At 69.4% G+C, this 18,149-nt stretch carries 14 protein-coding genes; 9 read left to right on the forward strand and 5 right to left on the reverse strand.

Annotated features, from left to right (window positions below; genetic code table 11):
• Positions 1-25 precede the first annotated feature (25 nt).
• Entirely contained in the window at positions 26-2,056 is a 2,031-nt protein-coding gene (locus GQF42_RS31730) for an ATP-dependent DNA helicase (protein WP_233273518.1), read from the forward strand.
• Between the two features lie 153 nt (positions 2,057-2,209).
• Here the strand turns inward: GQF42_RS31730 and lexA are convergent, their stop codons facing one another.
• Positions 2,210-2,989: a transcriptional repressor LexA gene (gene lexA, locus GQF42_RS31735; protein ID WP_158925585.1), complete on the reverse strand. Its 780-nt coding sequence runs from the start codon at positions 2,987-2,989 to the stop codon at positions 2,210-2,212.
• Between the two features lie 567 nt (positions 2,990-3,556).
• Here lexA and nrdR point away from each other — a divergent pair.
• On the forward strand, positions 3,557-4,108 hold the full coding sequence (nrdR, locus tag GQF42_RS31740; protein ID WP_158925587.1) for a transcriptional regulator NrdR: 552 nt from the start codon (positions 3,557-3,559) through the stop codon (positions 4,106-4,108).
• A gap of 165 nt (positions 4,109-4,273) precedes the next feature.
• The gene (locus tag GQF42_RS31745; RefSeq protein ID WP_158925589.1) at positions 4,274-7,165 is read left to right on the forward strand and encodes a vitamin B12-dependent ribonucleotide reductase; all 2,892 of its coding nucleotides are present in this window, start codon (positions 4,274-4,276) and stop codon (positions 7,163-7,165) included.
• A 59-nt stretch (positions 7,166-7,224) separates the two neighbouring features.
• Here the strand turns inward: GQF42_RS31745 and GQF42_RS31750 are convergent, their stop codons facing one another.
• Entirely contained in the window at positions 7,225-7,845 is a 621-nt protein-coding gene (locus tag GQF42_RS31750) for a TerD family protein (RefSeq protein WP_407699503.1), read from the reverse strand.
• 61 nt (positions 7,846-7,906) lie between these two features.
• Between GQF42_RS31750 and GQF42_RS31755 the strand changes: the two genes are divergently transcribed.
• The 3 genes from GQF42_RS31755 (at position 7,907) to GQF42_RS31765 (ending at position 10,268) form a co-directional block, all read left to right on the forward strand.
• On the forward strand, positions 7,907-8,512 hold the full coding sequence (locus GQF42_RS31755) for a YdbC family protein (protein WP_158925593.1): 606 nt from the start codon (positions 7,907-7,909) through the stop codon (positions 8,510-8,512).
• Positions 8,513-8,690: 178 nt separating this feature from the next.
• The gene (locus tag GQF42_RS31760) at positions 8,691-9,350 is read left to right on the forward strand and encodes a histidine phosphatase family protein (RefSeq protein ID WP_158925595.1); all 660 of its coding nucleotides are present in this window, start codon (positions 8,691-8,693) and stop codon (positions 9,348-9,350) included.
• A gap of 12 nt (positions 9,351-9,362) precedes the next feature.
• Complete coding sequence (locus tag GQF42_RS31765) at positions 9,363-10,268, forward strand: ADP-ribosylglycohydrolase family protein (protein WP_158925597.1); 906 nt, start codon at positions 9,363-9,365, stop codon at positions 10,266-10,268.
• Positions 10,269-10,690: 422 nt separating this feature from the next.
• Here the strand turns inward: GQF42_RS31765 and GQF42_RS31770 are convergent, their stop codons facing one another.
• Positions 10,691-12,199: an MFS transporter gene (locus tag GQF42_RS31770; RefSeq protein WP_199273115.1), complete on the reverse strand. Its 1,509-nt coding sequence runs from the start codon at positions 12,197-12,199 to the stop codon at positions 10,691-10,693.
• Between the two features lie 221 nt (positions 12,200-12,420).
• On the opposite strand from GQF42_RS31770, the gene GQF42_RS31775 reads away from it, so the two are divergent.
• From GQF42_RS31775 to GQF42_RS31785, 3 genes are all read left to right on the forward strand, one after another.
• On the forward strand, positions 12,421-13,044 hold the full coding sequence (locus GQF42_RS31775; RefSeq protein ID WP_158925601.1) for a TetR/AcrR family transcriptional regulator: 624 nt from the start codon (positions 12,421-12,423) through the stop codon (positions 13,042-13,044).
• A gap of 82 nt (positions 13,045-13,126) precedes the next feature.
• Entirely contained in the window at positions 13,127-13,828 is a 702-nt protein-coding gene (locus GQF42_RS31780) for a ribonuclease HII (RefSeq protein ID WP_158925603.1), read from the forward strand.
• A 68-nt stretch (positions 13,829-13,896) separates the two neighbouring features.
• On the forward strand, positions 13,897-14,529 hold the full coding sequence (locus GQF42_RS31785) for a hypothetical protein (RefSeq protein WP_158925605.1): 633 nt from the start codon (positions 13,897-13,899) through the stop codon (positions 14,527-14,529).
• A gap of 435 nt (positions 14,530-14,964) precedes the next feature.
• Here the strand turns inward: GQF42_RS31785 and GQF42_RS31790 are convergent, their stop codons facing one another.
• Both GQF42_RS31790 and GQF42_RS31795 read right to left on the reverse strand, forming a co-directional pair.
• Positions 14,965-15,585, reverse strand: a complete 621-nt coding sequence (locus GQF42_RS31790; protein WP_158925607.1) for a hypothetical protein — start codon at positions 15,583-15,585, stop codon at positions 14,965-14,967.
• Positions 15,586-15,849: 264 nt separating this feature from the next.
• The gene (locus tag GQF42_RS31795) at positions 15,850-18,015 is read right to left on the reverse strand and encodes a RecQ family ATP-dependent DNA helicase (protein WP_158925609.1); all 2,166 of its coding nucleotides are present in this window, start codon (positions 18,013-18,015) and stop codon (positions 15,850-15,852) included.
• Positions 18,016-18,149: the final 134 nt, after the last annotated feature.

Here is an 18,149-nt window from a genome sequence, read left to right on the forward strand (position 1 = left end):
TGCAGGGCCGTAGGGTGGTCGGCCTATGACGAAGCCCTCTCTCCCCGAACTCCTCCATGCCGCTGTCGCCGCTGTCGGCGGCACGGAGCGCGCCGGCCAGGTGACCATGGCCGAAGCGGTCGCCGAGGCGATCGACGACGGATCCCATCTGCTGGTCCAGGCCGGCACCGGCACGGGAAAGTCCCTGGGCTATCTCGTGCCCGCGCTCGCGCACGGGGAACGGGTGGTGGTCGCCACGGCCACGCTGGCGCTGCAGCGCCAGCTCGTCGAACGCGACCTGCCGCGTACGGTCGACGCCCTGCACCCGCTGCTGCGCCGTCGCCCGGAGTTCGCGATGCTCAAGGGCCGGTCGAACTATCTGTGCCTGCACCGTCTGCACGAGGGCATGCCGCAGGACGAGGAAGACGGCCTCTTCGATCAGTTCGAGGCGGCCGCGCCCACCAGCAAGCTGGGCCAGGATCTGCTCCGGCTGCGCGACTGGACGGACGAGACCGAGAGTGGCGACCGGGACGATCTCACCCCGGGTGTCTCGGACCGGGCCTGGGCACAGGTGTCGGTGTCGTCGCGGGAGTGCCTGGGCGCGACGAAGTGCGCCTACGGAGCCGAGTGCTTCGCGGAGATGGCCCGCGAGCGCGCCAAGCTCGCCGATGTCGTGGTCACGAACCACGCCCTGCTCGCCATCGACGCCATCGAAGGCGCCCCGGTGCTGCCCCAGCACGAGGTACTGATCGTGGACGAGGCCCATGAACTCGTCTCGCGGGTCACCGGCGTCGCCACCGGCGAGCTGACCTCGGGCCAGGTCAACCGGGCCGTGCGCCGGGCCGCCAAGCTCGTCAACGAGAAGGCCGCCGACCAGCTCCAGACCGCCGCCGAGGGCTTCGAGCGGCTGATGGAGCTGGCCCTGCCGGGCCGCCTGGAGGAGGTCCCGGAGGATCTCGGCTACGCCCTCATGGCACTGCGGGACGCCGCCCGTACGGTCATCTCCGCGATCGGCGCGACGCGCGACAAGTCGGTGCAGGACGAGAACGCGGTCCGCAAGCAGGCACTGGCTTCGGTGGAGACGGTGCACGACGTGGCGGAGCGTGTCCTGAACGGTTCGGAGTGGGACGTCGTCTGGTACGAACGGCACGACCGTTTCGGCGCGTCCCTGCGGATCGCCCCCATGTCGGTCTCGGGCCTGCTCAGGGAGAAGCTCTTCGCGGACCGCGCCGTCGTCCTGACCTCCGCGACCCTCAAGCTGGGCGGGGACTTCAACGGGGTCGGTGCCTCCCTGGGGCTCGGCCCCGAGGGCACCGAGGGCGAGGATCTGCCCAAGTGGAAGGGCGTCGACGTCGGCTCCCCCTTCGACTACCGCAAGCAGGGGATCCTCTATGTCGCCAAGCACCTGTCGCGTCCCGCGCGCGACGGCGAGCGCTCCGACATGCTCGACGAGCTGACCGAACTCATCCAGGCGGCGGGCGGCCGCACCCTCGGGCTGTTCTCGTCCATGCGGGCAGCTCAGCTCGCTGCGGAGGAACTGCGTTCTCGGATCCCCGAGTTCCCGATCCTGCTCCAGGGCGAGGAGACCCTCGGCGAGCTGATCAAGAACTTCGCCGCCGACCCGAAGACCTGTCTCTTCGGCACGCTGTCCCTGTGGCAGGGCGTCGACGTCCCGGGCCAGAGCTGCCAGTTGGTCGTCATGGACAAGATTCCGTTCCCCCGCCCTGACGACCCGCTGATGAGCGCCCGGCAGAAGGCGGTCGAGGACGCGGGCGGCAATGGTTTCATGGCGGTGGCCGCCACCCACGCGGCCCTGCTCATGGCCCAGGGTGCCGGCCGACTGGTCCGTGCGACGGGCGACCGGGGCGTGGTCGCCGTTCTGGACCAGCGGCTGGCCACCGCGCGCTACGGCGGCTATCTCAAGGCGTCACTGCCGGACTTCTGGTACACCACGGACCGAAACCAGGTGCGTAAATCGCTCGCGGCGATCGACGCGGCGGCGAAACAGACGGAGACGGTGCAGACAGAGACGGCGCTGGCAGAGACGGCGGAGGCAGAGACGGCGGAGGCGGTGTGATCGCGGGGTAGCCTGACCGGCGCCGGTCAGGCTACCCCGCGATGGGAACGCGCTGGGAGCCACCCCGGACACAGCGGGGCCCCGGAACCGGCGCAGGGGTCCCGGGGCCCGGTCAGGGAGCGAACCGGCCCAGTGGCCTGCCCGCCGCAGTCGTCACACGCGCCGCAGCACCGCGACGACCTTGCCCAGAATGGTCGCGTCGTCACCGGGGATGGGCTCGTAGGCCGCGTTGTGCGGGAGGAGCCAGACGTGGCCGTCCTCGCGCTTGAAGCGCTTGACGGTGGCCTCGCCGTCGAGCATGGCAGCCACGATGTCACCGTTCTCGGCGACCGGCTGGCGTCGCACGGTGACCCAGTCGCCGTCACAGATGGCGGCCTCGATCATGGAGTCGCCGACCACCTTGAGCACAAACAGCTCACCGTCACCGACGAGCTGGCGGGGGAGGGGGAACACGTCCTCGACGGACTCTTCCGCGAGGATGGGACCACCGGCGGCGATACGGCCGACCAGCGGGACGTACGACGCGGCGGGCTTGCCGGCGGTGTCCGTGGGCTGCACGCTCACGGCCTGGTCGGAGCCGCGGACCTCGTACGCGCGCGGGCGGTGCGGGTCGCGGCGCAGGAAGCCCTTCCGCTCCAGCGCCATCAGCTGGTGGGCGACGGAGGAGGTGCTGGAGAGGCCGACGGCCTGGCCGATCTCTCGCATGGACGGCGGGTAGCCCCGGCGCTGTACGGAATCCCGGATGACTTCGATCACCCGGCGCTGCCGGTCGGTGAGTCCGGAGCTGTCCGCCCGGATTCCTGGAGGTCGGCCCGGCAGGGAGCGCTTGTGTGCCTCGGGATTCGTGGCTTCGTTCATCGCGTGTACCGGCTCGACTCGGCCCTGGGAGCGGTCCTGGGCGGTGATGGTGGCACTGTCTGCGGTGGTGGTCACGGCTGCCCCTCTCGATGGTCTCCCTGCTGGACAACGGTAGTTGCTTTCGAAAGGTTGCGCCAAACACACGTTCGAGTGAAAAAGTGTAGTCCACCTGACGTGATCATGAATGTGGGTGTATGGCTAACGCGCCACCCGGCGGACAAAAGCGACCATTGTTGTACCCTTCGCCGCCGGGGTTCCGGCCTCGTGGGCCGTATCCCCAGTCTGCCATCCGGAACCCGGCCTGCCGGGAGCAGGGTGCCTTCTGTGCCGGAGTCCCACGCGTCCTCCGTGCGGCGCCCACGGTATCTCCGTAAGTGCCGTGACGGCTCTGCTCTTCGACCGCGTGTCCCCGGGCGGTCACCGGTCGTGTCGGTGTCGCCGGCCGATCCGCCGCGACACGCGCGTCTGCCTCGATGAATGAGTTGATCCCCCACATCTAGTGGTTGGATGGCTACAGCAGCCCACAAGTTGTGGTCCCCCGGGTCTGAGACGGCTCAACGATCGCCTATGCTTAGGGCTGCTTCGCGGGGCTCATGGGGCTCGGCGAGGTTGTTGAGTCTGCTGTGAGGAGGGTTGGAGATCATGCACTGCCCCTTCTGCAGGCACCCCGACAGCCGCGTGGTCGACAGTCGTACGACCGACGACGGCACGTCCATCCGCAGGCGCCGCCAGTGCCCCGACTGCTCCCGTCGTTTCACGACCGTGGAGACGTGCTCGCTCATGGTGGTCAAGCGGTCCGGAGTCACGGAGCCTTTCAGCCGTACCAAGGTCATCAATGGCGTGCGCAAGGCGTGCCAGGGGCGGCCTGTCACCGAGGACGCACTCGCCCAGCTCGGCCAACGGGTCGAGGAGGCGGTGCGGGCCACCGGAAGTGCCGAGCTGACCACCCATGACGTGGGTCTGGCCATACTCGGCCCGTTGCAGGAACTCGACCTCGTCGCCTATCTGCGATTCGCCTCCGTCTACCGGGCGTTCGACTCGCTCGAGGACTTCGAGGCCGCCATCGCGGAGCTGAGGGAGGCGACGCGAGGCCCCGCCGTGGGCGACGACGACGCGGGAGCGGGGAGCCAGGAAGACGAACGCGGGCCCGGCGGGACCAATCGGGTCCCCGAGCCCGCCCGCGCCGCCGACTGACCGGGCGGGCCGGAAACCGGGGGGAGAACCGGATTCCGGCCGTAGGCGGCAAACCAAGACCTGTTGCGGGTGGCAGCTGAGGGTGCCCGCAACACACGACAGAACACCGTGCCACGGGAACAAACGGGGCACTTCAGGGCGTTTTTGCCCGTAGAGGGAGGCGGCATGACAGAGACGGCGAGCGGTCCGGCACGAGGTTCCCGAGCCAAGGGCGGCAAGACGGGAAACAAGGGACTGCACATCGAGCGCATCCACACCACCCCCGGCGTACACCCGTACGACGAGGTGGAGTGGGTGAGCCGTGACGTCGTCATGACCAACTGGCGCGACGGCTCGGTGAACTTCGAGCAGCGTGGCGTCGAGTTCCCCGACTTCTGGTCGGTGAACGCGGTCAACATCGTCACCAGCAAGTACTTCCGAGGTGCCGTCGGCACCCCGCAGCGTGAGGTCAGCCTCAAGCAGCTGATCGACCGCATCGTGAAGACGTACCGGAAGGCCGGTGAGGACCACAAGTACTTCGCCTCGCCCGCCGACGCCGAGATCTTCGAGCACGAGCTGGCGTACGCCCTCCTGCACCAGATCTTCAGCTTCAACAGCCCCGTGTGGTTCAACGTGGGCACCGCGCAGCCCCAGCAGGTCTCCGCCTGCTTCATCCTGTCCGTCGACGACTCCATGGAGTCGATCCTCGACTGGTACAAGGAGGAGGGCATGATCTTCAAGGGCGGCTCCGGGGCCGGCCTGAACCTCTCCCGGATCCGTTCCTCCAAGGAACTGCTGTCCTCCGGCGGCAACGCCTCCGGCCCGGTCTCCTTCATGCGCGGTGCCGACGCCTCCGCCGGCACGATCAAGTCCGGCGGTGCCACCCGCCGCGCCGCCAAGATGGTCGTGCTCGACGTCGACCACCCCGACATCGAGGACTTCATCGAGACCAAGGTCAAGGAGGAGGAGAAGATCCGCGTCCTGCGCGACGCGGGCTTCGACATGGACCTGGGCGGCGACGACATCACCTCCGTCCAGTACCAGAACGCCAACAACTCGGTCCGCGTGAACGACGAGTTCATGAAGGCGGTCGAGAGCGGAGGGAACTTCGGTCTGCGCGCGCGGATGACCGGTGAGGTCATCGAGGAGGTCGACGCCAAGGCGCTCTTCCGTAAGATCGCCGAGGCCGCGTGGGCCTGTGCCGACCCGGGTATCCAGTACGACGACACCATCAACACCTGGCACACCTGCCCCGAGTCCGGCCGGATCACCGCGTCGAACCCGTGCAGCGAGTACATGCATCTGGACAACACGTCCTGCAACCTGGCCTCGCTGAACCTGATGAAGTTCCTGCAGGACGACGGCAAGGGCAACCAGTCCTTCGAGGCCGAGCGCTTCCAGAAGGTCGTCGAGCTGGTCATCACCGCGATGGACATCTCGATCTGCTTCGCGGACTTCCCGACCCAGAAGATCGGCGAGAACACGCGCGCGTTCCGCCAGCTGGGCATCGGCTACGCCAACCTCGGCGCCCTGCTGATGGCGACCGGCCACGCCTACGACTCCAACGGCGGCCGCGCCCTGGCCGGCGCGATCACCTCCCTGATGACGGGTACGGCGTACCGCCGTTCCGCCGAGCTGGCCGCGGTCGTCGGCTCCTACGACGGCTACGCCCGCAACGCCGACGCCCACAAGCGCGTCATGCAGCAGCACGCCGACGCCAACGGCACGGCCGTGCGCATGGACGACCTGGACACCCCGGTGTGGGCCGCCGCCACGGAGGCCTGGCAGGACGTTCTGCGTCTTGGCGAGAAGAACGGTTTCCGTAACTCCCAGGCGTCCGTCCTCGCCCCGACCGGCACCATCGGTCTCGCGATGTCCTGCGACACCACCGGTGTCGAGCCCGACCTCGCTCTTGTGAAGTTCAAGAAGCTGGTCGGCGGCGGCTCGATGCAGATCGTCAACGGCACCGTCCCGCAGGCCCTGCGCCGCCTGGGCTACCAGGAGGAGCAGATCGAGGCGGTCGTCGCCCACATCGCCGAGAACGGCAACGTGATCGACGCCCCCGGTCTCAAGCCGGAGCACTACGAGGTGTTCGACTGCGCCATGGGCGAGCGCGCCATCTCCCCGATGGGCCACGTCCGCATGATGGCCGCGATCCAGCCGTGGATCTCCGGCGCCATCTCCAAGACGGTCAACATGCCGGAGACGGCGACCGTCGAGGAGGTCGAGGAGATCTACTACGAGGCCTGGAAGCTCGGCGTCAAGGCGCTCGCGATCTACCGCGACAACTGCAAGGTCGGCCAGCCGCTCTCCGCCAAGAAGAAGGGCGACGAGAAGACCGAGATCGCCGAGAAGGCCGAGGAGACGATCCGCACCGCGGTCGAGAAGGTGGTCGAGTACCGCCCGGTCCGCAAGCGCCTGCCCAAGGGCCGCCCCGGCATCACCACGTCCTTCACGGTCGGCGGCGCCGAGGGCTACATGACCGCCAACTCCTACCCGGACGACGGTCTCGGCGAGGTCTTCCTGAAGATGTCCAAGCAGGGCTCGACTCTCGCGGGCATGATGGACGCCTTCTCCATCGCGGTCTCCGTCGGCCTCCAGTACGGCGTGCCGCTGGAGACGTACGTCTCGAAGTTCACCAACATGCGCTTCGAGCCGGCCGGCATGACCGACGACCCGGACGTGCGGATGGCGCAGTCGATCGTCGACTACATCTTCCGCCGCCTGGCGCTGGACTTCCTGCCCTTCGAGACCCGCTCCGCGCTCGGCATCCACTCCGCCGAGGAGCGCCAGCGTCACCTGGAGACGGGTTCCTACGAGCCGGCCGACGACGAGGTCGACGTCGAGGGCCTGGCCCAGTCGGCACCGCGTGCCCAGGAGCTGAAGGCGGTCGTCACTCCCCAGGCCGAGGCGGCCAAGCCCGCCCCGCAGCAGGCGCACACCAGCGCGGAGCTGGTGGAGATGCAGCTGGGCATCCAGGCCGACGCCCCGCTGTGCTTCTCCTGCGGTACGAAGATGCAGCGGGCCGGTTCCTGCTACATCTGCGAGGGCTGCGGCTCGACCAGCGGCTGCAGCTGATGACACACGGTTTGTGAAGTGAAGCAAGGGGCGCCGGCCGAGGTCGGCGCCCCTTGCCGCTACTGCGCCCTGCCCATGACCCGGGTGAAGGTCGCCGGGTCCTCCTCAAAGCCGTGCACGCCGGGACGGAAAGCCCATTCCCCGGAGTCGTCACGGACGAATTCCACGATCGTGGCCGCTGTCGCCCCGAGGACCGAGCCGAAGTCGTCCTGGGCGAGCACGGTGTAGCGGTCCACCCGGATGCGCATGGCCGGATTCAGCACGTTGGCGAACGTCCGGCGGCCGAACTGCTGTTGGATGACGACACCGACCACCACGCGCGCGTATCGGCCGTCGAGCCGGTCCAGCTCCAGCGTCATGACCTCGTCCCAGCCGAAGCCCCTGCCGTCGGTGCTGTCCCGGTTGAGGAAGATCGTGCCGTCCGGTGAACGGCTGTCGAAGTGCACCAGATAGGCCGGAGCCCCGTAGGCGTCGTCCGAGGTGAACGTCGCGGCGATGATGTCGAGATCGGTGGGCGCCTCACCCGCCGGGCTCGGGTCCCACTTGAGCGCGACCTCGACCTTGTTGATTCCCTTGCTGAAGCCGGACAACGGGCTTCCCCTTCCCCCTGTGACTGCTCCGTCCCCAACTCCCCTGGAGCCAGGGCTCTTTGTCCATCGTGCCACGCGTGCGGAGCGCATGCGCGGGTGATCTCCGCCGGAGCGTGACCGGCGCCACGTCCGGTGGCCTTACGATGGCGCGGTGCTGGTCAAGTGGATTCGCTGCACCGTGGTGGACCGCCGCGGCTTCGAGCGGGGGCAGCGGAAATGGGCGGGGCTTCTGGGTGAGCCGGGATTTCGGGGACAGGGCGGAGGATGGAGCCGGCAGCGGCCGGGAGTGGCGCACGTCTTCACCTTCTGGGAGAGCCGCGCCTTCTACGACTCCTTCATGGCCCGCTCGCACGACCGCCTGGCGTCCGCCCAGTCCGGCACGTTCAAGGACGCCCAGGTCAAGCTCTTCGAGTACCGCTTCGACGTGAAGACGGGCTTCGAGCCGCGCTTCACCGACGCCGATCTGATCCGGGTGGCCCTGTGCCAGGTCCGCGAGGAGCGAGTCGACCACTTCACCCTCATGCAGGAGAAGGTCTGGAACCCGGCGATGGCCGGTTCGCCCGGCATGATCCGTGGCATGTTCGCCGAGGCCTCCACCCAGGAGTTCCTGGTCCTGTCGATGTGGCGGTCGGCGGCCGAGCACGGCAAGTACCGCACCGAGCGCGTGGAGCGCCTCGCCCTGCGCGCGCAGACCGAGGCCGACATCGCGTCGCTCTCCGGTGACATCGTGGACATGGAGCCGTCCTGGACGGTGTGAGCACACAGGGTGCTTAGGTTTGAAAGTCAAACTCACGCCCGGAAGGCGTGCTGAAGGCGCCCTGAAGACGCCGTGCAACGAGCCCGGGAGCCGCCCGGGACGACGAATTCGTGTGACCTACGCCGTATGGAGCCCGTACGAGTGCTCGACTCTCCCTGACTCGATCTAGGGTTTGGGCATGGTACGACCACGGCGCATCGTCCTTGTCCGGCACGGCGAGTCAACGGGCAACGTCGACGACTCCGTGTACGAGCGTGAACCCGACCACGCGCTCGCGCTGACGGACCGCGGCTGGAGACAGGCCGAGGAGACCGGCAAGAAACTGCGGGAACTCTTCGGCCAGGAACGCGTCAGTGTGTATGTCTCCCCGTACCGTCGTACGCACGAGACGCTCCGCGCCTTCCACCTCGACCCCGACCTCATACGCATCCGGGAGGAGCCGAGGCTGCGCGAACAGGACTGGGGCAACTGGCAGGACTGCGACGACGTCCGTCTGCAGAAGGCCTACCGGGACGCTTACGGCCACTTCTTCTTCCGGTTTCCGCAGGGGGAGTCCGGTGCCGACGTGTACGACCGGGTCGGCGGCTTCCTGGAGAGCCTGTACCGCAGCTTCGAAGCCCCCGACCACCCGCCGAACGTGCTCCTGGTGACGCATGGGCTCGCGATGCGGCTGTTCTGCATGCGCTGGTTCCACTGGACCGTCGCGGAATTCGAGTCACTGTCGAATCCCGGGAACGCGGAGATGCGGATGCTCGTTCTCGGAGACGACGGCAAGTACACGCTCGACCGGCCCTTCGAGCGCTGGCGCAAGCCGCTCTCGTACTGGGTGAACGGATAGAGTGACAGAGCGATGACCGCTGACTCCTCTTCCTCCGGTCGCCTTGGGCGTGCCCTGGCGAGCCTGCGTGGACTGGCCGTGGGAGACGCCCTGGGCTCCCAGTTCTTCGTTCCGGCGCACTACGCTCTGCTGAAGCGGCGCGAGCTGCCCGAGGGCCCCTGGCAGTGGACCGACGACACCGAGATGGCCTGTTCCGTGGTCGCCGTCCTCGCCGCCCACCTGCGCATCGACCAGGACGCACTGGCCCGCTCATTCGCCGGCCACCACGACTTCGACCGGGGCTACGGACCCGCGGTCAACCGACTGCTGCGACTTGTCCGGGAGGGCGGGGACTGGCGTGAGCTGGCCGCTGGTCTCTTCGACGGACGGGGGTCCTGGGGCAACGGAGCGGCGATGCGGATCGCTCCTCTGGGCGCCTGGTACGCGGACGACCCGGAGCAGGCGACCCACCAGGCGGAGATCTCCGCCTATCCCACTCACCAGCACCGTGAGGCCGTGGTCGGCGCCATGGCCGTGGCCGCCGCGGCGGCGCTGGCCGGCTCGCCGGACGGGCCGCCCAGCCCCGAGGCGCTCCTTGACGGCGTCATCGCCCTGGTACCCAAGAGCGCGGTCGGCCAGGGGCTCCGGCGTGCCCGGGACATGCTCGACTACGGCGACCCGGCCACCGTCGCGGCCGTCCTGGGATGCGGGCGCCGTACGACCGCCCATGACACCGTCCCCTTCGCCCTCTGGTCCGCCGCGCGCAGCCTCGGGGACTACGAGGCGGCCTTCTGGACGACCGCCCAGGTGGGCGGCGATGTGGACACGACCTGCGCGATCGTGGGCGGCGTGCTCGCCGCCGGAAAGGCGGGGACGCCGCCCACCGAGTGGGTGGAGCGGGCCGAGGCGCTGCCGGACTGGGTGCCGACCGCGTTCTGACGGGTGCGCATACCGGGGTCGGTGACTGCGTGGTGCCGGGCCGGTCGTATGTGGTTTCCAGGTCGGTCAGGGCCCGTTTCCTGGCGGTGAAGGCCTGTTCGTGATGCTGCACGAGCGCCCGCGAAGACTCTCCGTGTCTGTCGGGAACTCTCCGTGACGACCGCCCGTTCTTCCCGTATCCGGCGTGTGCCGCGCCGTTCGAAGACCGGTCCGGCGGTGTGTCGCAGGGCGCGGATCGGAGCGCGGTTCGAAGGGAGCGTGTGAGGGTGTCGGTGCCGCGGAAGCTGCTTCCCGTGTTGGTGTGTCTTCTGCTCGCCGTGCGGGCGCTCGTTGCCGTGGTGGGGCCGGCCGGATCGACGCGTGTGCTGCCCGTCCCCGGGCGACGGTCCGGCCGGCTGCGGCTCCGCGCGGTCCAGTGGCGATCAGCCCATGCCCGGGCCCGCCATGCCGGAGAGGGAATCGAGATCGCTCTTGCGGACCCTGAGCACCAGCCAGGCGGTGACGAACGCCAGCGCGGCCATCGCGGCGGCCGGTACGAAGGCGGTGGAGATGCCATGGGCGAGCACGTCGTGTCCCCAGGGCGCGGGCAGCTGATGCGTCTTGGCGAACTGCGCCTTCTGCTCCGGCGAGCCGCCGGCGAGGAACTTGGGCAGCTGCTTCTTGGCCTCGTCCTTGCTGGCCGAGCCGAAGACGGTGGTCAGGATGGACAGCCCCAGCGAACCGCCCACCTGCTGCATTGCGTTCAGCAGACCGGAGGCCGCACCGGCCTCGTGCTGGGCGACGCCCGACACCGCCGTCACGGTGGCCGTCACGAAGTTCAGCCCCATGCCGAGACCGAACACCAGCATCGGCCCGAGCACCCCGCCGAGATAGGAGCTGTCCGGCCGGATGAACGCCTGCCAGGACAGCCCGACCACCACGAGCGCCGTGCCGGCCGTCATGAACGGCTTCGGGCCGAGCTTCGGCAGCAAGGCCTGCGAAAGGCCCGCACCGACCGCGATCGCGACCGTCACCGGGAGGAACGCCACACCGGCCTTGATGGCGCTGTAGCCCAGCACGTCCTGCACGAACAGCACGATGTAGAAGAACATGCCGAACATCGCCGCGGACAGGCTCAGCATGATCACGTACGTGCCCCAGCGGTTGCGGTCCGCGAACATCCTGAGTGGGGTGATCGGCTCCTTCGCCCGCGTCTCGGTGAAGATGAAAGCGAGCAGCAACACCACGGCCGCGCCGAAGGAGCCGAGCGTGAGCCTGTCCCGCCAGCCGTCCTCCGCGGCGCGGATGAACCCGTACACCAGCGCGGCCATGCCCAGCGTCGACGTCATCGCGCCCGTGATGTCGAAGCGCCCCGGATGCCGCTCGGACTCGCTGATGTACAGCGGCGCGAGCGCGGCGATCAGCACACCGATGGGCACGTTGACGAAGAGCACCCACCGCCAGTCCAGCCAGTCGGTGAGCATGCCGCCCGCAAGCAGACCGATCGCGCCGCCGCCCGCCGAGACGGCGGCGAACACGCCGAAGGCCCGGTTGCGTTCCGGGCCTTCGGGGAAGGTCGTGGTGATCAGTGCCAACGACGTGGGCGACGCTATCGCGCCGCCCACCCCCTGCAATGCCCGTGCGGCCAGCAGTTGCCAGGGTTCCTGGGCGAGGCCGCCCAGCAGCGAGGCGAAGGTGAAGAGCAGGATGCCCGTGATGAACACCCTGCGGCGGCCGAGGATGTCACCGGCCCGCGCGCCGAGCAGCAGCAGGCCGCCGAACGTGAGTGTGTAAGCACTGACGACCCACGTCAGGTCGGTCGTGCTGAACTTGAGCGCATCTTGAATGTGTGGGAGCGCGATGTTCACAATCGTCGCGTCGAGTACCACCATGAGTTGGCAGGCCGCGATGACGGTGAGTGCGATGCCGGGATGCCCCGCCCGGCGGGCCATGCCCGGTTTCGGATCCTGAAGCAGCTGAGAGGTCGTCACTATGGGTCCCCCATAAAGGCGTTAGTGAACGCTCGCGTTCACTGTCGCCTCCACGGTAGTGAGTCCCCAAGAGTGAACGCAAGCGTTCACTTAATCAGGTGCGTCGCCTCGTGTCCCCCGCTGCTGCGGCGCGGCGCCCTGCCCCAGAACCCCCGCTTTCCTTGCACGTTGGAGAGACACAGATGGTTACCTCGCGCTGGACGGCCGCCCCTTCCCGGACGGCTCTCCCCCGTCGGCGCGGAGTGGTGCTGGAGCGCGCGATCCTGGACGCCGCTCTGGAGCAGCTCGGCACGGTCGGCTGGAAAGGCCTGACCATGGAAGGCGTCGCGGCCGGTGCCCAGACCGGCAAGGCCGCGGTCTACCGCCGCTGGCCATGCAAGGAGGACCTCGTCGCGGACGCGCTGGTGGCCGGACTGCCCCGGGTCGAAACGGCGCCGGACCTCGGCAGTGTGCGCGAGGACCTTCTCGCCCTGTGCCGGCAGGTCCGGGAGATCATGTACTCGCCTCCTGGGATCGCGCTCCGTGCGGTGATTCACGAGTGCGACGATGTGCAGGCGGAGCGCTTCCAGGACGTGATCGTCGGAGGCGTCATCGAGCCGACCGTCATGCTGCTCCGTGAGGTCATCGCTCATGGAATAGAGCGAGGAGAGGTTCGCTCGGACGCGGCCAACGGCTATGTCTTCGACGCCATCCCGGCCATGATGATGTACCGCTCCAAGGTGTGCGGGAGCGAATGGAGTGACGGTGATCTCGAGGAGATGATCGATCAGCTGATGCTCCCGCTGCTGCGGCCCCACGGGGTCTGATCCCGTGCCGCGGTGAGTCTGCGTGGCGCTCGGGCGACCAGGGTGTCGCAGGATGATCCCGGCGGCGTAGGCTAAGGGCGCCATGCCGTACGAACCACCTACTCACACTGTCGAGCGCTCCCTGCGCGCCACGACCGGAGCGAAGGTCATCGCCGGTGTCGACGAGGTGGGGCGAGGCGCCTGGGCCGGACCGGTCACCGTGTGTGCCGCGATCACCGGACTGCGTCGCCCGCCCGACGGTCTGACCGACTCCAAACTGTTGACCATCAAACGTCGTACAGAACTGGCCGAGGTCCTCCGGGTGTGGGTGACGGCCTACGCGCTGGGGCATGCTTCCCCCGAGGAGATCGACACCCTGGGGATGACGGCCGCGCTGCGGCTCGCCGCGGTCCGTGCACTGGACACGCTGCCCGTCCGCCCCGACGCCCTCATCCTCGACGGGAAGCACGACTATCTCGGTGCCCCCTGGAGGGTCCGCACGGTGATCAAGGGCGATCGGTCGTGCGTGGCCGTCGCCGCGGCGTCGGTGATCGCGAAGGTTCAGCGCGACAAAATGATGGCCGAACTGGGTATCGACCATGCAGACTTCGGATTTGCGGACAACGCCGGGTATCCGTCGCCCGTGCACAAGGCCGCACTGGAGGAGCGGGGGCCCACCCCGCACCACCGCTTGTCGTGGGCGTATCTTGATGCGTTGCCTCAGTGGCGGCACCTCAAGAAGGTCCGCAGCTGGGCGGACGGAGGCGTTCCGGAAATCGAGGGTCAGCTCGGCTTCGATTTCTGACGGTTCCGATCGCACTGATGTGCCACCCGGTCACCCGCGCCGCACCAATGTTTGATAAATATCAGCTCATGCCTCTCATTCCCGAGGAGCCTCAGATTCACGAGAGTGCCCAGGGTCCCCGCGCTACGCCGGCCAGCGGCCGTACCGCGCCGACCCCCCGCCCCGTACCCGGCCCCCGCCCCGCGGCTCCGCCCCGCCCCGGTCGTCCCGGCCCTCTGCGGCCCGCGGCGCCGGTGCAGCGCACGCCCCGTGACGTGGCTCCGGCCAAGCCTGGCCCCTCCGGCCCGGCCGTTCCCGCCGCTTCGGCGGTCACCCCGCAGATCCAGCTGATCCCGGCTTCGGCCGAGGGTGCGCTCGACGCCGCCGAGGAGGCGGTGGATCTGCTCCTTGACTCGGGCCGAGCCCCGGGCGACGTGCTCGTGATCACCACCGGTGCCCAGCACCCGTGGGCGGAGCACGAGCTGTCCTTCGGCGAAGCCTCCTACTGGGCGCAGCACGACGCTGGTGACGACGTCTTCTACACGGACGCCGCCATCGCCTCCCGTGCCGCGTCCCGCCCCGTGGTGGTCGTGGCCGTCAACGGAGGCCCGGCCTCCGCCGCTGCCTCCGCCCTTCCGCTGGCCCATTCCAGGGCCGGTGCCCTGCTGATCGTCTGCGGCGATCCGCAGCAGATCAACACGGTGCTGGGCGCCGGCGTCTGAGCCGCGCCCGGCGCCTCGGGCCACCGGGGTGACACAGGAGTCACTCCGGCGGAATCCGCACGGAGTGACTTCTGGTGTGCCCGGACGACGGACGGTCTTCCGCCCGCTGGCGGCCTCCCGGCCCGCGTTGCGGGCAGAGCGTCGATCGACAGGTCGGGCCGGCCCAGGGACCGTCACCGCAGTGGCGTCCGCGGTGCCGGCCCGCGAGCCGTGGCGAGCGGCCGTATGAGCGCACCCCTGGAGCGGATCTCGTACGGCCGTCGGGTGCGGCGCGGATGGCAGCCTGTTCCCTTTGCACCTCTGTCCGCCCGGCCGAGGCCCAGGCCGGGTGGCGGGTGGCGCACGACTGGTCCGCCGTCCGGCGCGGACCGGGTGGTCGGGGCCCGGTGGACTGCATACGGCCGCGGCGCACGGTCCCGTCCGGCGCCGTGACCTTCAGCGGGCCGCCGCGCGTCGCAGGACCTCCGAGACCGGACCGCCGGTGCGTGGAATGAGTGGCGGTGTCTCCGACAGGGCGAACGGCTCCGGAGCGGAGTCGGCGTTGGGGCGGCGTCCGCCGCGCCCCTCGCCGAGCACATGCCAGCCGTCGTGGGTCAGTGTGATGTACGCCCCGCAGCGCAGCCCGTGCAGCGTGCAGGCATCGCGCAGTCCCCACATCCAGGCGCCGTCCTCCTCCGTCCAGCGTGCGTCGCCCTCACGGCAGTAGAGCAGCACGGCCGTGCGCACCGGAGTGCGGCGTCTCAGGTCATGTGGAATGACCCGGCGCAACTGGGCGAGCAGCGCGTTGCGGAACATCCATCCGTCGGCCGGCGCCGGACCGCGGCTGAACGACGCGCTGGCGCACAGCCGCTCGTCAGGATCCAGCACCGCCACGACCGCCGTGGACAGCTTCGGGTGGTGGCGGGCATGAAGCCCGCTGACGACTTCACGGGGGTTGCGCAGCAGAGGGATTCCGGCAGAAGCCCATTCAGCCGGCTCGAGCAGGCGGCTGGCAGAAACGGCGGACGCGGAGGTCGACAACGATGCCGCCGAGGACGAGGCGAATCCGAAGGTCACGTTCCTCCCTTCGGCTACGCGCCCATACTGCGGGCGAGGTCGGATTCGGGAGCGCGCACCGCAGCAAAGCCCAACCGGATCACGGGCGAGCCGTGCGGGGAGCGGACCTCAATTCTTCCTGTCGAACTGAGATGCGGCAACGAGCAATTGGGGCCACCGGCGGTTATCTGGAGGTGTGTGGCTTATATCCCTACCCAAAGCTTCGGCTGGTGATGCCTGACGTGTCCGGCCGCCGCCCCGCGTGGGGCGGCGGCCGGACCGTGGTCAGCCCTGGACGGCCAGGACCAGCGGCAACACCCCGCGTGCTCCGGACTTTCTCAGGAGTCGTGCCGCGACCGCGAGGGTCCAGCCCGTCTCGGTGAAGTCGTCGATCAGCAGAACCGGACCGTCGGCTTCGGCGAGTACTGATGCCAGGGCAGGCGGCACTGTCAACGCGCCGTCGAGGGCCTTCAGTCGCTGTGCGCTGTTGCTGCGCGGCACCCGCGGCACATCGTCGACGTACTCCACGGTGCCGAGCAGGGGCAGCCGACCGATCTCGGCGATCCGGGCTCCCAGGGAGTGGACCAATCGGGGCCGGGTCCGTGAGGCGACGGTGACGACGCCCACCGGTCGGGGCTTGGCGTCGGCGGCACCGGGGGCCCAGCCACCGGGGCCCTTCGCCCAGCCCGCCAGGACACCCACCACGGCCCGCGCCACGTCGTCCGGCACCGGAGTGTCCGGTGCCTGGGGCGCGAGGAGCGGACGCAGCCGGTTGCCCCAGCCGATGTCCGACAGTCGACCCAGCGCACGCCCCGGCGAGGCCTGTTCACCGGCCGGAATCCGCCCCTTGAGCGCGATGCCGATGGCCGGCAGGCCGGTCGGCCACATGCGGCGGGGCTCCACCTCGACCCCGGCCCGGTCGAGATCACTGCGCGCGGCGTCCACCGCCGTCGTGGAGGTGTCGGCGGTGAAGCGCGGCCCCGCGCAGTTGTCGCAGCGGCCGCAGGGTTTGGCGCCCTCGTCGTCCAGCTGGCGCTGAAGGAACTCCATCCGGCACTCGGTCGTGGACGCATAGGCCCGCATGGCCTCCTGCTCGGCCGAGCGCTGCCGGGCCACCCACTCGTACCGCCCGGCGTCGTACGACCACGGCTGCCCGGTCGCGACCCAACCGCCCTTGACCCGGTGGACCGCTCCGTCCACGTCGAGGACCTTCAGCATGGTCTCCAGCCGGGAGCGGCGCAGTTCGACAAGGGGTTCCAGGGCGGGCAGCGACAGCGGCCCGTCGGCCCGGGAGAGGACGTCCAGGGTGCGCCGCACCAGCTCCTCGGAGGGGAATGCGAGTGAGGCGAAGTACTCCCAGATCGCCTCGTCCTCCCTGCCCGGCAGGAGCAGCACCTCGGCGTGCTCGACACCTCGGCCGGCCCGGCCGACCTGCTGGTAGTACGCGATGGGGGAGGAGGGGGAGCCGAGGTGGACAACGAATCCGAGATCCGGCTTGTCGAAGCCCATGCCGAGCGCCGAGGTGGCCACGAGCGCCTTGACCCGGTTGGCGAGCAGGTCGTCCTCGGCCTGCTGTCGTTCGGCGTTCTCCGTCTTGCCCGTGTACGAGGCGACGGCGTGGCCGCGTTGCCGCAGGAAGGCGGTGACCTCCTCCGCGGCGGCGACGGTGAGCGTGTAGACGATCCCGGAGCCCGGCAGGTCGTCGAGATGGTCGGCGAGCCAGGCCATCCGGTGCGCGGCATCCGGCAGCCGCAGCACCCCGAGGCTGAGGCTCTCCCGGTCCAGCGGCCCGCGCAGCACCAGGGCGTCCGACGTGCTGCCCGTCCCGAGCTGGTCGGCGACATCCGCCGTCACCCGTGCGTTGGCCGTGGCGGTGGTGGCCAGCACGGGCACACCGGGCGGCAGATCGCCCAGCATGGTGCGCAGCCGCCGGTAGTCGGGGCGGAAGTCGTGGCCCCAGTCGGAGATGCAGTGGGCCTCGTCCACGACCAGCAGGCCGGTCGCTGCGGCCAGTTTGGGCAGGACCTGGTCGCGGAAGTCGGGATTGTTCAGCCGCTCCGGGCTGACGAGCAGGACATCGACCTCGCCGGCCGCGATCTCGGCCTGGACGGCGTCCCACTCCTCGGTGTTCGCGGAATTGATGGTCCGGGCGTGAATACCGGCCCGGGCCGCCGCCTCCACCTGATTGCGCATGAGCGCGAGCAGCGGCGAGACGATCACGGTGGGCCCGCTCCCTCTGGCCCTAAGCAGCGAGGTCGCCACGAAGTACACCGCGGACTTGCCCCAGCCCGTGCGCTGTACGACCAGGGCTCGGCGCCGGTCGGCGACCAGTGCCTCGATCGCCCGCCACTGGTCCTCGCGCAGCCGGCCCCCGCCCGTGGCGTTTCCGACGAGCCGGGCGAGGACGGCGTCCGCCTGCGCCCGGAGATCCGCGTTGCTCGTGTGCTCCATGCGTTCCATACAACAGGACGGGACCGACAACCGGGTGAGCCCGGGCCGAGGCTGTGGACAACCGCGATGATCTTGTCATGTCCCTGATTTGACTTATCCACAGGCGCAAGCGGGATCGCGAGATCCGCGAGATC

The sequence above is a fragment of the Streptomyces broussonetiae genome, assembly GCF_009796285.1.
Classification (GTDB): domain Bacteria; phylum Actinomycetota; class Actinomycetes; order Streptomycetales; family Streptomycetaceae; genus Streptomyces; species Streptomyces broussonetiae.

What these genes read in the sequence shown, in the direction of transcription:
- GQF42_RS31730 (WP_233273518.1), top strand. Translation starts at nt 26, where the DNA reads ATGACGAAGCCCTCTCTCCCCGAACTCCTCCATGCCGCTGTCGCCGCT.
- nrdR (WP_158925587.1), top strand. Translation starts at nt 3,557, where the DNA reads ATGCACTGCCCCTTCTGCAGGCACCCCGACAGCCGCGTGGTCGACAGT.
- GQF42_RS31745 (WP_158925589.1), top strand. Translation starts at nt 4,274, where the DNA reads ATGACAGAGACGGCGAGCGGTCCGGCACGAGGTTCCCGAGCCAAGGGC.
- GQF42_RS31750 (WP_407699503.1), bottom strand. Translation starts at nt 7,845, where the DNA reads ATGCGCTCCGCACGCGTGGCACGATGGACAAAGAGCCCTGGCTCCAGG.
- GQF42_RS31760 (WP_158925595.1), top strand. Translation starts at nt 8,691, where the DNA reads ATGGTACGACCACGGCGCATCGTCCTTGTCCGGCACGGCGAGTCAACG.
- GQF42_RS31765 (WP_158925597.1), top strand. Translation starts at nt 9,363, where the DNA reads ATGACCGCTGACTCCTCTTCCTCCGGTCGCCTTGGGCGTGCCCTGGCG.
- GQF42_RS31770 (WP_199273115.1), bottom strand. Translation starts at nt 12,199, where the DNA reads ATGGCCCGCCGGGCGGGGCATCCCGGCATCGCACTCACCGTCATCGCG.
- GQF42_RS31775 (WP_158925601.1), top strand. Translation starts at nt 12,421, where the DNA reads ATGGTTACCTCGCGCTGGACGGCCGCCCCTTCCCGGACGGCTCTCCCC.
- GQF42_RS31780 (WP_158925603.1), top strand. Translation starts at nt 13,127, where the DNA reads ATGCCGTACGAACCACCTACTCACACTGTCGAGCGCTCCCTGCGCGCC.
- GQF42_RS31785 (WP_158925605.1), top strand. Translation starts at nt 13,897, where the DNA reads ATGCCTCTCATTCCCGAGGAGCCTCAGATTCACGAGAGTGCCCAGGGT.
- GQF42_RS31795 (WP_158925609.1), bottom strand. Translation starts at nt 18,015, where the DNA reads ATGGAGCACACGAGCAACGCGGATCTCCGGGCGCAGGCGGACGCCGTC.